Annotated in this window: 7 protein-coding genes; 6 read left to right on the top strand and 1 reads right to left on the bottom strand. The window is 57.5% G+C overall.

Going from position 1 to position 14,628, the window contains the following annotated elements; genetic code table 11:
* The first annotated feature begins 99 nt into the window (after positions 1-99).
* Positions 100-2,415 (top strand): 5-methyltetrahydropteroyltriglutamate--homocysteine S-methyltransferase, encoded by a 2,316-nt coding sequence (gene metE, locus AC0L3P_RS21750; RefSeq protein WP_473304890.1) that lies wholly within the window; start codon positions 100-102, stop codon positions 2,413-2,415.
* A gap of 818 nt (positions 2,416-3,233) precedes the next feature.
* On the opposite strand, the gene AC0L3P_RS21745 is transcribed toward metE, so the two are convergent.
* On the bottom strand, positions 3,234-4,301 hold the full coding sequence (locus AC0L3P_RS21745) for a cytochrome-c peroxidase (RefSeq protein WP_473304887.1): 1,068 nt from the start codon (positions 4,299-4,301) through the stop codon (positions 3,234-3,236).
* A gap of 1,978 nt (positions 4,302-6,279) precedes the next feature.
* Between AC0L3P_RS21745 and AC0L3P_RS21740 the strand changes: the two genes are divergently transcribed.
* The 5 genes from AC0L3P_RS21740 (at position 6,280) to nifE (ending at position 14,627) form a co-directional block, all read left to right on the top strand.
* Positions 6,280-6,597, top strand: a complete 318-nt coding sequence (locus AC0L3P_RS21740) for a hypothetical protein (RefSeq protein WP_240544085.1) — start codon at positions 6,280-6,282, stop codon at positions 6,595-6,597.
* A 170-nt stretch (positions 6,598-6,767) separates the two neighbouring features.
* A complete protein-coding gene (locus tag AC0L3P_RS21735; protein ID WP_473304885.1) occupies positions 6,768-7,037 on the top strand; it encodes a hypothetical protein in 270 nt (89 codons plus the stop codon).
* Between the two features lie 2,687 nt (positions 7,038-9,724).
* Positions 9,725-11,227 carry a nitrogenase molybdenum-iron protein alpha chain gene (gene nifD / locus AC0L3P_RS21730; protein ID WP_473304883.1) on the top strand — a complete coding sequence of 501 codons (1,503 nt, stop codon included), beginning with the start codon at positions 9,725-9,727 and terminating at the stop codon, positions 11,225-11,227.
* An 81-nt stretch (positions 11,228-11,308) separates the two neighbouring features.
* Positions 11,309-12,868, top strand: coding sequence for a nitrogenase molybdenum-iron protein subunit beta (gene nifK, locus AC0L3P_RS21725; RefSeq protein WP_473255578.1), 1,560 nt, complete (start codon positions 11,309-11,311; stop codon positions 12,866-12,868).
* 115 nt (positions 12,869-12,983) lie between these two features.
* Positions 12,984-14,627, top strand: coding sequence for a nitrogenase iron-molybdenum cofactor biosynthesis protein NifE (gene nifE, locus AC0L3P_RS21720; protein ID WP_473304880.1), 1,644 nt, complete (start codon positions 12,984-12,986; stop codon positions 14,625-14,627).
* The last annotated feature ends 1 nt before the right edge of the window (position 14,628 follow it).

The raw sequence follows: 14,628 nt of genomic DNA, 5'->3' as shown, positions 1-14,628 counted from the left end.
ACGGGCGGGGCGTCCCGGTGTGCGCCAAGCAGTTGTCGCTCAGGCGATGTTCGCTGTCTGCGTCCGCCGTGGCCTTTGCCCCAACATGGGGTCTAAGCTATGTCTATCCTTTCGCTTCCCGTTGCAACACTGGGGACGTCACGCATCGGCCCACGACGCGAACTCAAATTCGCGCTCGAGAGCTACTGGGCGGGAAAGTCCAGCGAAGCCGAGCTCCTCGAGGCGGGGAGTGGACTTCGTGCCGCTAATTGGGCACGGCAGAAATCCCGCGGTGCGACCGTCATTCCTTCGAATGACTTCTCGCTCTACGACCATGTGCTCGATACCAGCCTAATGGTCGGCGCCATTCCCGACGTTTACGGCTGGACCGAAGGTCCTGTGTCGCTCAAAACCTACTTCACCATGGCGCGTGGCGCTCAGGACGGTGGTCACGCTCAGCATGGGCCCGGCGTAGCCGCACAGGAGATGACGAAGTGGTTCGATACGAACTACCACTACATGGTGCCGGAATTTCACCAGGATCAGATCTTTAGGTATGCCTCTCGGAAGCCGATCGAGGAATATGAGGAGGCAAGAAGCCTCGGTTATCAGACGCGGCCCGTCCTAGTGGGCCCAGTCACTTTCCTGAAGCTCGGCAAAAGCGTAAATCCCGCATTCAATCCGCTGTCGCTGCTTGATCGACTCCTCCCCGTCTACGTCGATGTTCTCCGCGAACTAGCCGCGCGCGGCGCTGAATGGGTTCAGCTCGACGAGCCATGCCTAGTGATGGACGTCGACAAAGCATCTCGGGCGGCTGTCCGCCGGGCCTATGCTCATTTCGCTAAGGCCGTGCCGGCCCTTAAAATCATGCTGGCCACATACTTCGGGGCTGTCGGCGACAATCTTGAAACAGTATTGGCCTTGCCCGTTGCCGGGCTTCATGTCGACCTGGTTCGTGCACCTGACCAGTTGGACGCGATTGTCGCCAGAGCCCGTAGAGATCTCGTGGTCTCGCTCGGCGTCGTTGATGGTCGCAACGTGTGGCGCTCTAATCTGCCGGCGCTACTCGACCAACTTGCTCCTATGGTCAAAAAACTGGGCAGGGACCGTGTTCAGATTGCCCCCTCCTGCTCGCTGCTTCATGTTCCGACCGACATTGAGCTAGAGATCGATCTCGATCCCAATCTGAAGACGTGGTTGGCGTTCTCAGTGCAGAAGATCAAGGAACTTTCGATATTGGGCAAAGCGCTGGCTGGCCTTGCTGCCGACGTGGCCGATGAACTCACGCTCTCAGAGGATGCATCCGTCACCCGCGAAACATCGCCGAAGATCCACAGTGCGAACGTCGCCGGACGAATGGCCGCGATCGACGATAGCATGCGCCGCCGTCGCAGTGCGTTCACCCAGCGCGCCGACGTCCAGCGCGTCGCCTTCGCATTGCCGATGTTTCCAACCACAACCATCGGATCCTTCCCGCAAACGGCGGACGTCCGCAATGCGCGTGCAGCTCATGCGCGGGGAGCGCTGAATGACACGCAGTACGAGCAGCTTCTGAAAGCGGAGACAGCCCATACCGTGCATTGGCAGGAAGATATCGGCCTGGACGTGCTCGTACACGGTGAGTTCGAGCGCAATGACATGGTTCAATACTTTGGCGAGCAGCTGTTGGGTTTCGCATTCACCAAGCACGGCTGGGTTCAGTCTTATGGCTCGCGGTGCGTTCGCCCTCCTATCCTGTTTGGAGATGTCTCCCGCCCGAAGCCCATGACCGTTAAATGGTGGCGACATGCGCAGTCTCTGACCAAAAAACCCGTCAAGGCTATGCTGACCGGACCGGTGACGATCCTGAACTGGTCGTTTGTCCGTGACGACATCCCGCGGAGCGAGACATGCCGACAGATCGCTCTCGCGATCCGAGACGAAGTCATCGACCTTGAGGCGGCTGGAGCGACCATGATCCAGATCGACGAGGCTGCGTTGCGGGAGGGATTGCCGCTGCGCAAATCGCAGTGGAAGGACTATCTCGATTGGGCAGTGGACAGTTTCCGCGTTTGCTCCTCCGCTGTCGCTGACGGAACTCAGATCCATACGCACATGTGCTATTCCGAGTTCAACGAAATCATCGATGCGATCGCAGCAATGGATGCCGACGTCATTTCAATCGAGGCGTCGCGCTCCAAAATGGAATTGCTCGACGCTTTCAAGAGCTACAAATATCCTAATGAAATCGGGCCAGGCGTCTATGACATTCATTCACCGCGCATTCCCGCAGCAGCCGAGATCAAGCAGCTGATTGTGTTGGCGCGGCAGCGGGTTTCCGATCGGCAGCTCTGGATCAATCCCGACTGCGGACTGAAAACTCGAAGATGGGAGGAGGTGCGTCCCGCGCTCGTCAATATGGTGGCCGCCGCACGCGAGTTGCGGGGTGAGGCATGATCGTACGGAGCGCGTCACCAACGTATTGTGAATAAGATGCACGCGCTTTGGGAGGTCGCGATATCTTGCGAGCTTCCTAAACCTTCCAGCGCTTGCGAATGCCGGTCTGCTTCGGCGGAGGTGATCGCATACACCCGGCGACAAGCTCGAATCCGGCGGACGACAGCATGCCGGTCATACCGATCAGGTGACATATTCCAACTCACTACCGCTCGACGCGAACCACGGCCCTATCTTTTCATTTATCCATCGCGTGGATGCGTCCCATCACAACAATCTATTTTACCGCCCTTCCGGAATTTCATACGTAATTGGCGCGTTGGCGCGGGCTTCGGGAAGATTTGCTGGCGTTGGGGCGCTGCCACATGGTGCCGCGTGACGGCAAACTGACGCTTGAGTTCCAGGACACGGCAGCCAAACCGCCTGCGGGATGGATCCCAGCTCCATCAAGGCTCCCCTTGCCAACCGGACAGCTGGCAAGTGGTGGCAAGTCTTGAACTTTCCGACAGGAGTGGAAAGCAAGCGGCTCGCTAAGTTGCGCGGAGCGATATCCGCTTCTTGTTGTTTGACGGCGAGTGCCCTCGCCGTAAATCGGTCGCCGGTAGTCCTCCCTACCGACGAAAGCTGGTGCGATGCGGAAAGCAGCGTCGCTCCTGCGTGACTTCTGCCCGGCCTCCCGTCGAGGCCGGGCATTTTTATGTATGCGTGGTGATGAGTGACAGCACAGCATCATTCATTTAGACGTCATTGCGGGGAGGCCGGTTTCTTGCGTCGCCTCTGTTGCTCTTCGTCAGGGAATGAGGCCGGTGCTGCTAAGGCTATCTGTCTATTGAAGGCTTTGGTGTCGTGTTGGTGCGCGTCGGCAGTATCGGATATTCGATCTTAGGCAGCCGACCGGTCAGCGAATTCAGAAATGAGACAATGTCGTTTTCCTCCCTATCGCTAAGCTTGGTGCCGAGCTGGATTTCACTCATCAGGGCAACAGCTTGCTTCAGGCTCCAAACCTGGCCCGAATGGAAGTAAGGGGCTCGCAACGCGACGTTCCGCAATGGCGCAGCGCGGAAGACATATTCGTCGCCAGCCGCCCTGGTAACCGCGAACCGGCCCTTATCGGCGTCCGGAAGCACGCTTGCGTCCGGCTTTTTCATCACGCCGAACGGGAAGTAGGCCTGCCCACCGAGATTAATTCCATTGTGGCAAGAGGAACATCCCTTCGCCATAAACAGTGCCAACCCTGACTTCTGCTGATCATCGAGAGCAAGTGTATTGCCCTCCAGATACTGATCGAATGGAGCCGCAGGTGTAATGAGAGTCGCTTCAAAAGCCTCGATCGCCTTCGCAAAATTTTCAAAGGTGACCGATCTCGCTTCGTTCGGAAAAGCGTTCTTGAACAAGGCGACGTAGCTGGGCATTGAGTTCAAGATACCGAGCACATGATCCGGAGTCGCATTCATTTCGGCACTCGCCTGCACCGGGCCGGTGGCTTGCGCCTTGAGGTCCGCGGCGCGTCCGTCCCAGAATTGCGCCACATTGAACACTGCGTTGTAGACGGTTGGGGCCCGACGTAGGCCGACCTTCCAGCCGTGACCAACGGAGGTCGGACCGGCATCGACTCCGCCGGTGCCGAGATTGTGGCACGTATTGCAGCTAATGATCCCGCTCGCCGATAGCCGCGGATCGAAGAACAGCATCTTGCCAAGCTCGACCTTTCCATGCGTCACCGGATTGTTTTTTACCGCAGGAATCACCGAGGGGATTGGATGGAAGATCTGCTTGGCGTTTCTCATCAGATCATCGTCGGCGTTAGCTCCTGACGACATCAGCAGCCCAATAGCGAAAATAGATGCTTCAGCGACAAGCCGAAGCTCCGGGATCGACATGTTCATACACCGCCTCATTAGTTCTGATTGTTAAACAAGGAAAGGAAACAGTCGAAAGCGATGCCACGCGTTCCTCGACGGTCCGGCGCAGCATGCAGCGGATCCTCCGAAGCGAGGCTGCATCAAAATGTACGACTTTGAGGAGCTCGCCGCGGCGTTCACGCACGGACTTGAGGGGCTCATGTGATTCGCGAGTTCGCTTTGAGCTTAGATCGCGGCCTTTCTGTTGGTCGATCAGACTAGCGCCTCAACTTCGGCCTGATGGTCGGTCTGACAACAACAAGTGTGGCGCAAGTAGTAAGCTGTCCGGTGGCCGCATCGGTGCTCCATCGAGCGATTGGGTGGCCAATACGCTCCCGCAAAGTTGATGTATCCGTCTTACACCAATGGCCGCGCTCAGCGCTCACGGTGTCATTGGCCAATTAGCAACTGCGATGCCAGTTGCGTCCGAGATGCAAGTTGCTGATTTAGTTGTAGAACGGGTCCGGACGAACAAACAAAGTCGGATGTCTTGGTTTGATCACTACATTCAGTGTCACAGATGCCACAAGCGCCAGGCCCGGCTAGAGTGATAGCAGATACCTTTGTGGTGAGGTTCGCTTGCCAGCTTGCCGGCCGCACGCGGGAACGGCGGTAACAAGACCTACGCAGCTGGGCGAGACACTGAGCCGAGGCGCCCGGCAGTGCGCATCGTTCACGATTTCGCCGAGCCCTGCCGACTGAAGCCTCTCCGACTCATATCCCGGCCGCTCTGGCGCGCCGCCGCCGCGAAGCCCGGCTCGTTCGTAAAGGACGAGTCTCCGAACCGAACATGGCTTGATTCAATTCCACCTGAGGTTCGCTGGCATGGCAATTGCCGTGCCCAACTCTGAAAGGCGCGGCTGCCCAGAGTTTGACAGTGCGACCGTCTGATTGATCGCTACTCCAATTCGACAGGTGACCAGCCTGACCCCTGATCCGGCGGGTGTTGGTTGGATTACCTAGTCGGCCCACTCACGGGCTGCTGCTAGCTTTTGAAATCCTGCGCGCTGGGGCAAAATAAGCTGAACTTCTGCAGGAGCAACCGCTACTTCGTGCTCTTGCGTTGAATGATGCCGATACAAGAGGACACGCTGGGAGGAGACCGTGACATCAGTCCGCAGATGGCCCAAGTCCTGAGATTTATCGGCGTGTTAGCGAGGAAGAACGTGATTGAGCACTTGTCCATGGCTGGTTCAAGTTGGATACGGTATCCGTGATGACGTCGATTGACGAGCGCTTGAATGAGATCAGATCCGTACGGAATGACATTTGGCGTTGTCGCAGAAGGCTTCAAAGCGAGCTAGATGATCTCCAGCGTAAGATGCTCGAAGAGCGTCTGCTTGAGCGGCAGTCTGCCTTTGAACGGCTCGTCTCGGCCACGTTTCCTTTTACATTGAGATTGTGAAGCAAAATTTCGGGACCTGTGCCGCGGGAGCATTCCGCGTTAAATAGCGTCCGCTCACAGAGCGCCTGCGCCTGGGTCAGGAATGTAGCGCTCCGGCGCCGCGGGCCGTCGCGCCTCTCATGGCCGCCGCCGACCTGAAAAGCTCGGCCCATAGCCTTGGTTCACCGACGTGCTGCCCGCTGCGCACCGATAATGAAATCGGCCGGCCCCGTCCAAGGGCACTGCCGGGGGATACCGCTCGCCTGGCTTCTGCGACACCGCAGTCACCTGAGTAACGTTGATCCGGCAGAGCGATCGAAGGAGCTTGAATCGCCCGTAGCGTCAGATTGTACAGAGCAGAGAACGATGTTTCAGTTCAGGTGCAGTCGAATGATAAGACCCGCTCTCGCTTTTGTACTATGTTCCGCTCTCGAGTGGATCGGGCTAGGTATGGGGGCGGTTGCGGAAACAAGGCGGTACGCGTGCACGATCACTGCCGCCGATCGAGAGCCGGCCGGAGTTCGGAATGAGCGGGTTATTCTCACCGTTCAATATGGCTGCCGGATCGCAGGTGGTCTCTTGACCGACGCGGGGATCACAGCAGTGTCGGTCAGCGAGTGGGCTGCTGACAAAAGGACATACTTGGCCTCCATGGAATTTCACCACGCGCTGGAGGGAGTTGCACTTGGGCAACTCTCCGAGGCGACCGACTTCTCTAGCATGGAAGGCGAGCAAGGCATTGGGGTCGCAACTTCCGGCACGACAGTTTTCACATTCGCATCTGGTTCATTGGCCGACCTTTCAGGGAAGACCCTTAAATTCACGACAAAACCCACCGGCCTACGTAGCTTCGAGTTGGAGTTCACAGACTGGCCAGAATCTCTTCTATGGAAGTGACGCGTGTCTTACGCTGAATTCCGCAGGCGCGCGCACAGGAATACTGTCCATACTCTTAAGTACACACATATGTGCTCCCCGGCCAATATATGCCGTCCCCCAAGACGAGCACACCTGCAACAGGTTAAGCCAAAACTCCGAAGGCACTCGAGCGCGGTAGAGCGTTCAAATTGACCTTCACGCGGTCCGATCAGCAGCTCTTTTGGCTGCCGATCCGCATATGGGACGATCTGGCCTCGCATGGCAGCGCCTGCGCGACACGGAAGCTATCAACACGGAATAAACGCAGCTCGATCATGAGCACGAAGAAGAAGTTGCCGGCCAACCGCCTGCCGAACGCCGACGAGTACCAACTCAAGGCAGCCCTCATTGTACAACTGAAGCGGTTGATGGCGGAGCGGGGATCACTCAGACCGAAGCCGCGAAGCTCGTCGGCGTGAAGCAGCCCAACATCTCCAAGCTGCTTCGAGGGCAGTTCACGGAAAGCCGCTGCGCATGCTGGCGGCGTTCGATCAGGACGTCGAAGTAAAGGTAAAGCCACAAAGCGTGGCGAAGGGGGCCGGATCACGTTTATTCGGGCCTAAGAGCTGCCGAAAGGGTGATATCTAACCATACGGCGGCAAAAGCGCTCATGAACTCACCCTGCAGTGCCCGATCGGCAATCGGGGTTCGGCTGACTGAATCCTTCGCCCCCGCTGTTCTCGCCGAGACCCGCCAGCGTTTCCAGGAACAACTGGGCGAAGGACGCGAGGTCGCCCGAGAGACCGAAGCGCTCCAGCAGGAGCGCGAGAAGCTCAAAAGGGAAGATTAACGGGTCGAACGCTAGGTCGTGAACCGACGCGGCGGTTTAGTGCAGCAGCCAACTCGTCCCTACAGAAGCGAAAGGCGCGCGAGGCAGAGCGATCGATTCGGAGGAGATGATCTCCGCTTGCACGACGGGCATCGTCCATCCAGAGGGCAGACATCGTTAGAGCGGGATCCCGGCTGGAGTCTTCGCCAGCCCAAGTACCGAATGCCGTGACATGGCGTCCAATGCGGATTTCGAGGACAATCGGGACTGTCACGGAGAGTCAATTTAGCTGAGCGCGGTCAAGCCAAAGACGACGTTCAGGATGGCCCCAGGCGTAGTGAAGCCGAACCTAGAAGGCGATGATGGTTGGCAGAAGGTACCAAGTGGGATCATTCCAACCAGTCCAACGGACATGCTGATCAAAGCGGAAAGCGCGACGATGGCAGCGATGAGTCCGATCCCGAACTGCCGGTGCTCGGTGATGTTCAAGGTGAGCGATTGGGCGATACTTTCTTCGTCCTCCCTCGAGCTTCAATGCGGCAAGTAACCGATCCTTGGCGGCGTCGATTTTCGAAGTGGAGCCGTTCATACTCCTCGCGAAGCGCGGCATCGACGAACAGGGTCCGTCACGGAAGCCGAAGCTGATCATCTTGAAGAACGCCGGCGCCGACCCCTGGGCTTTCGGGACCGCTCACGCCCGATGGCCGGTTCTAACGTGAACTTCTCCTCCATCTCATTCAGGACGCAAAATGACTGAAACAACCGCGAGAAAGGCGACAGCAGCAATTGATCCGGTCCGGACACGTCCTCCCTGTGGGTCGTCCGCATAGATTCCACCCTGGATTTTTGGTCCCGTAAGCCCAGCACGAAATATAAACCCTCAGAATGGCAACCTGGATAATTTCAGGATTTGCATTCGACAGCGCCGTGATGGGTATGTCCTCGAGCGCAAGTCCCACGAACCCAAGCGCTATTACCGCCGTAACAGTGGTGATGCACCAATTTACAAACGTTGCAATGCGTGAAATCCGCACCTGAGCACTTCGCTCCGAGATCTTGGCCCTTTTTCCCATAAATTACCTGGGCAAGAAAAATACCGTTCAAGTGGACCATCGGCACGCTGTTCTGCAAAAATGCTGGCGGAGCGCGTTAGCAAAACTGGTTTCAATGGCGATTGATACACCACGCAACGGAGGTAAGCGTAAGGAATCGATCCTGTCCTGGAGCGAGAAAGGAGAAATCGACCAGTGGTTCGCATTCGACCTGCCCTATCTCGACTGCCGACACTTGCGAAGCTGCTGGCCTTTCCGTGAATCCGCTCAAACTGTCTGACGCGCCAGAATCCGATCTTCCCCTTTGTCGAACTACGCCGAACGCAAAAACCTGCAGATTGTTTGATGCGGAAGCGCCCCGTGTCGTAGCCGGCAAATTCAAATCCGGGCAAGCCCAAGGTGACCGTTTGCGGATTTTAAGCTACCGCGCTGCTTGGGAATTGATCAGCTTACGTGCTCTCCACGGCGTCAGCTGTTCGCTCCTCCGAGCGCGCCTCTCCACAGTATCAAGTAAAAGAACGCCGGAGCGAGAGACCATGCGGAAATGGAAGAGGACTGCTGCTGGGCAACTGAGTTCTTGTGGAGACATCTGCAGCAGGTGGTGGAGCGCTCGATGCGTTCTTGCTCGGGGTGGGATCGCGAGCACGATGGGCACATCTAACCGCGCTGAAATCCGCTTCGAACGGATGGTGTTTGCGATCGCTGGATCGGCGCGTACGAAGCAAGGCTGCGCATCCGAGTGACGTCGGCGCGGCCAGACTCCCCGCTGGTGGAGAGCGTAACCGATTGTTTTGTTTCAGACAGGGCGTTGCGGCTACGCTTGTTGGTGGCAGACAGGGTCAGGTTTACAACAATCCGCATCCGGCAGCTATCTAGCTCTATAAACGTTGCTTTTTCTATTCAACCGGCGCTGGCACACTCGTTGCAGACCCCTGCACAGGAGGCGGCTGTTAGTCCTTTGCATCCCATGCACAGGGACATGCCCCGTGATCGCACGCGAGTGAATAAAGAAGCCGATATGACCAACCGCTGGAGAGCAGGCATGACTTCACCGAGAAGCGTCTTGGTCATCGATAGACAGCGTCACACATGGCGCTCCTAACCGCTCAGCCGAGATGAGCTACAAGATCGTGAACGACCGCTGCTGCATGAACGTCGCGAAGTTGCGATCGGTAGGACCGCCCACGCAGATTGCACGCTTACCTGAACGCCGGATCGGAAAATCCGTCGGTCTACCGCAAACGCGTCGCTTCTTGTTGAGACCACAATCGAAAAGGAAACCTGTATGAGCCGAGCACCTACCCAAAGCGTTGGAGAGATCAAGGCGCGCAACAAGCAGCTAATCGATGAGGTGTTGACGGTCTACCCCGAGAAGACCGCCAAAAGGCGCGCCAAGCATCTCAGTGTTCACGAGGCGGGGAAGTCGGATTGTGGCGTCAAGTCGAATATCAAGTCCATTCCCGGCGTGATGACCATCCGCGGCTGCGCCTATGCGGGCTCCAAGGGCGTGGTCTGGGGACCCATCAAGGACATGATCCACATCAGCCACGGTCCGGTCGGCTGCGGTCAGTACTCGTGGGGCTCGCGGCGCAACTACTACGTCGGGACGACCGGCATCGACACGTTCGTGACACTGCAGTTCACCTCCGATTTTCAGGAGAAGGACATCGTGTTCGGCGGCGATAAAAAGGTCACGAAACTCATCGATGAGCTCCAGGAGCTATTTCCTCTCAACAGGGGCATCACCATTCAGTCCGAATGTCCGATTGGCTTGATCGGTGACGATATCGAGGCGGTCTCCCGAGAAAAGTCGAAGGAATATGGCGGCAAAACCATCGTGCCTGTGCGGTGCGAGGGCTTCCGTGGCGTGTCGCAATCGCTCGGCCACCACATCGCGAACGACGCCGTTCGGGATTGGATCTTTGACAAGAGCGCCCCAGAGACCAGCCCTAAATTTGAACCTACGCCATATGATGTTGCGATCATCGGCGACTACAACATCGGCGGCGACGCATGGTCGTCACGAATCCTGCTGGAAGAAATGGGCCTACGCGTCATCGCCCAGTGGTCCGGGGATGGATCTCTCGCTGAATTGGAGGCGACGCCGAAGGCAAAGCTCAACATACTGCATTGCTATCGCTCGATGAATTACATCTCACGGCACATGGAGGAAAAATTCGGGATTCCCTGGTGCGAGTACAACTTCTTCGGTCCTTCCAAAATCGCGGAGTCGCTGCGAAAAATTGCAAGCTTCTTCGATGACAAGATCAAGCAAGGCGCCGAACGCGTCATCGCGAAATATCAACCGCTTGTCGATGCTGTGACCGCGAAATACCGGCCGCGGCTTGAAGGCAAGACGGTAATGCTGTTCGTCGGCGGCTTACGTCCTCGCCACGTCATCGGCGCCTATGAGGACCTCGGCATGGATGTTGTCGGCACGGGCTATGAGTTCGGGCATAACGATGACTACCAACGCACCGCCCAGCACTACGTCAAAGATGGCACGCTGATCTACGACGATGTCACCGGCTACGAATTCGAGCGCTTCGTCGAAAAGATCCGGCCAGACCTGGTCGGCTCCGGTATCAAGGAAAAATACGTCTTCCAAAAAATGGGCGTGCCGTTCCGCCAAATGCATTCCTGGGACTACTCGGGTCCTTACCACGGCTATGACGGCTTCGCGATCTTCGCCCGCGACATGGACATGGCGATTAACTCCCCGATCTGGGGGAAGACCACCGCGCCTTGGAAGGACGCTCCGCAGCCGAGCCTCATGGCAGCGGAATAGGAAGGCCGACCCCGGGCCGTTTCTTTCCGCAGAGGAGGGGAAGGGCAGGAGAACGAACGCAAGAACCCAAAGAGTGCCATGATGACACAGAACGCCGAACACATACTCGACCACTCTGAGCTTTTCCGGGGAGACGAATACCAGCAGATGCTGGCCAAGAAGAAGGCGCTATTTGAGAATCCGCATGATCCCGCCGACGTCGATCGCATCAAAGAATGGTCCAAGACATCCGAGTACCGCGAGAAGAACTTCGCCCGCGAGGCGCTAACCGTTAATCCGGCGAAGGCTTGCCAGCCGCTGGGTGCGGTGTTCGCCGCCCTTGGGTTTGAGCGCACACTGCCGTTCGTCCACGGCTCACAGGGCTGCGTCGCGTATTATCGCAGCCATCTGTCACGGCACTTCAAGGAGCCGACCTCGTGCGTCTCCTCGTCCATGACGGAAGACGCGGCCGTGTTCGGCGGGCTTAACAATCTTACCGACGGGCTTGCCAACAGCTATAACATGTACAAGCCGAAGATGATCGCGGTCGCCACGACCTGCATGGCGGAAGTCATCGGCGACGACCTCAATGCCTTCATCAAAACATCAAAGGAAAAAGGTTCAGTCCCAGCGGACTACGACGTACCATTCGCTCACACTCCTGCGTTCGTCGGCAGCCACGTTACTGGCTACGACAACACGCTCAAGGGCATCCTCGAGCATTTCTGGGATGGCAAAGCCGGCACGGCCCCAAAACTCGAGCGCAAAGCGAACAACACGATCAACTTCATCGGTGGCTTCGACGGCTACACTGTCGGAAATGTCCGTGAGATAAAGCGTATCTTCGAGCTGATGGGCATCGGCTACACCATCCTCGCGGATAACAGTGACGTGTTCGATACCCCCACGGACGGCGAGTTCCGCATGTATGATGGGGGCACTACATTAAAGGATGCCGCGAACGCAGTCCACGCCAAGGCAACCATTTCCATGCAGCAATATTGCACGGAGAAGACGTTGTCCTTCATCAAGGCGCACGATCAGGAGGTCGTCGCTTTCAATCACCCGCTGGGCGTCAGCGCCACGGACGATTTCCTGATGACGCTGTCGCGTGTCACCAACAAGGCAATTCCAAATGCACTGGAGCAGGAGCGTGGGCGTCTGGTAGACGCAATGGCTGACTCCAGCGCGCATGTTCACGGCAAGAAGTTCGCGATCTATGGCGATCCAGACCTCTGCTATGGCCTGGCCGCATTCCTGCTGGAGCTCGGCGCTGAGCCGATCCACGTGCTGTCGACGAACGCGAGTAAGGCGTGGGAGCTGAAGATGCAGGCGCTGTTCGCGAGCTCGCCCTTCGGTAAAAACTGCCGCGCCTTCCCAGGCAAGGATCTCTGGCACATGCGATCGCTCCTGTTCACAGAGCCGGTCGATTTCCTGATCGGTAACACCTACGGCAAGTATCTCGAGCGTGACACCGGAACGCCGCTAATCCGCATCGGCTTTCCCATCTTCGATCGCCATCATCACCATCGTTATCCAGTGTGGGGCTATCAGGGGAGCATGAATGTGCTGGTCAAGATTCTCGACAAGATCTTCGATGAGATCGATCGAAAGACCAGCTCGGTTGGCAAGACAGACTACAGCTTCGACATCATACGCTAAGGCGAGCTCCCCGCCTCATCGTCCGCAGAAACAGCGGCGCTGCGGCGGGGATCACAGGTTCTCCGCCGGCCATCCTTGTGGTCTGCGGTGTGTTGACATCCCCGAGAGAGACACCATGACTTCGCTTCCCACGACCATACAGGACGTCTTTAACGAACCGGGCTGCGCCAGGAACGCGAGCAAGTCGAAGGTCGAGCGTAAGAATGGTTGCACCAAGCAGCTCAAGCCGGGCGGCGCCGCCGGCGGATGTGCCTTCGATGGCGCCAAAGTCGCGCTGCAGCCCTTCACCGATGTCGCCCATCTTGTGCATGGTCCAATCGCCTGTGAGGGCAATTCCTGGGACAATCGTGGTTCGGTCTCGTCCGGCTCCGATCTGTGGCGCAGAAGCTTCACCACAGACATGAGCGAGACCGATATCGTCTTTGGCGGCGAGAAGCGGCTGTACAGGGCAGTCAAGGAGATCACAGAGAAATACGACCCGCAGGCCATCTTCGTCTACCAGACATGCGTGCCCGCAATGATCGGTGACGACATCGATATGGTCTGCAAGGCGGCCTCCGCCAAATTCGGCAAGCCGGTCATTCCCATCAATTCACCGGGATTTGTCGGGTCGAAGAACCTTGGTAACAAGCTTGCTGGCGAAGCACTGCTGGAGCACGTCATCGGTACCGGAGAGCCGGATTACACGACATCGTATGATATCAACATCATCGGTGAATACAATCTGTCCGGCGAGCTTTGGCAGATCAAGCCCCTGCTCGATGAGCTCGGAATCCGGATCCTGTCGTGCATCTCGGGGGACGGCAAGTATCGCGAGGTCGCTTATTCGCACCGAGCCAAAGCCGCGATGATGGTTTGCTCAAGGGCAATGATCAACGTCGCACGCAAGATGAGGCAGCGCTACGGCATCCCGTTTTTTGAAGGCTCCTTCTACGGTATTGAGGATACCAGCGATTCACTCCGCCAGATCGCGCGCATGCTGATCGAGAGTGGTGCGCCGGCTGAGCTGATGGAACGCACGCAAGCCCTGATCGCACGCGAAGAGACCAAGGCCTGGGCTGCGATTGAACGTTTCAAGCCGCGCTTTGCCGGCAAGAGGGTTGTTCTCATCACCGGCGGTGTGAAATCCTGGTCGATGGTGGCCGCTTTGCAGGAGGCCGGGCTCGAGATCGTCGGCACGTCCGTGAAGAAATCGACCATTAAGGACAAGGAACGTATCAAGGAATTAATGGGCCAGGACGCCCATATGATCGAGGACATGTCGCCTCGCGAGATCTACAAGATGCTCAAGGACGCAAAAGCCGATATCATGCTCTCGGGCGGCAAGTCGCAATTCGTCGCACTGAAGGCGGCGATGCCTTGGCTCGATATCAACCAGGAGCGCTGCCACGCCTATATGGGCTATGTCGGGATTCTCAAGCTCATGGAGGAGATCGAGAAGGCCCTCTACAATCCGATATGGGATCAGCTCCGCCAAGCCGCGCCATGGGATGATTTCGACCGGAAGCTTCAGGCAAAGACGGCTGCGCAGATGTATGCGCAAGCCGCGGATCCAGTTCGGGACCCGAGCAGGAACGGCGTCAGGACGATAACTTTCTCCAATCAAGCTGAGGCCAGCGAGAGTGAGAGCGCGATTGCGCCGCATGGCCCGAAGCTCGGCGAGCCCAACAAGCCCTGCACCAGTTCCATCGGGCGTTGCATTGCTTGTAAGGACATTCCTTCCGATCTCCAGCCGGCTGCACTGCAGGCGGCGGAGTAGG

It is taken from the genome of Bradyrhizobium sp. WSM4874, assembly GCF_055811835.1.
Note: the sequence above shows the minus strand (reverse complement) of the source record. Positions and strands in the feature narration are given on the sequence as shown.

Coding starts and splice junctions, on each gene's coding strand:
- metE (WP_473304890.1), top strand. CDS start 100: ATGTCTATCCTTTCGCTTCCCGTTGCAACACTGGGGACGTCACGCATC.
- AC0L3P_RS21745 (WP_473304887.1), bottom strand. CDS start 4,301: ATGAACATGTCGATCCCGGAGCTTCGGCTTGTCGCTGAAGCATCTATT.
- nifD (WP_473304883.1), top strand. CDS start 9,725: ATGAGCCGAGCACCTACCCAAAGCGTTGGAGAGATCAAGGCGCGCAAC.
- nifK (WP_473255578.1), top strand. CDS start 11,309: ATGACACAGAACGCCGAACACATACTCGACCACTCTGAGCTTTTCCGG.
- nifE (WP_473304880.1), top strand. CDS start 12,984: ATGACTTCGCTTCCCACGACCATACAGGACGTCTTTAACGAACCGGGC.